Here is a 228-nt window from a genome sequence, read left to right as displayed (position 1 = left end):
GGCTCGATGCAAGCTCCGGCGCGGGCGCTTCGGCCGGGCCCGGGGTGTCTTGCATCGCGGGACGCGCAGCGCAGCGCGCAGCCGCCAACGTCGAGTGCAAATCGGCGCCGTCGTCCGCGAGCACCTCTTCGACCTCGTCTTGCTGCGGACGTATGATCTGGCCGGCCCACATCGACGGCTTGCGATTGTCATCGGCAGTGGATGCGGATGCTTGCGCCGGCATTGCGG

At 69.3% G+C, this 228-nt stretch carries 1 protein-coding gene; it reads right to left on the bottom strand.

What is annotated here, in order from left to right:
• The coding region (locus R0J92_RS27670; RefSeq protein WP_411054033.1) for a hypothetical protein at window positions 1-228 on the bottom strand (228 nt) is incomplete at both ends.

The sequence above is a fragment of the Tritonibacter sp. SIMBA_163 genome (genome assembly GCF_046535935.1).
Lineage (GTDB): Bacteria > Pseudomonadota > Alphaproteobacteria > Rhodobacterales > Rhodobacteraceae > Epibacterium > Epibacterium scottomollicae.
This window is presented reverse-complemented; position numbering and strand designations above follow the sequence as displayed.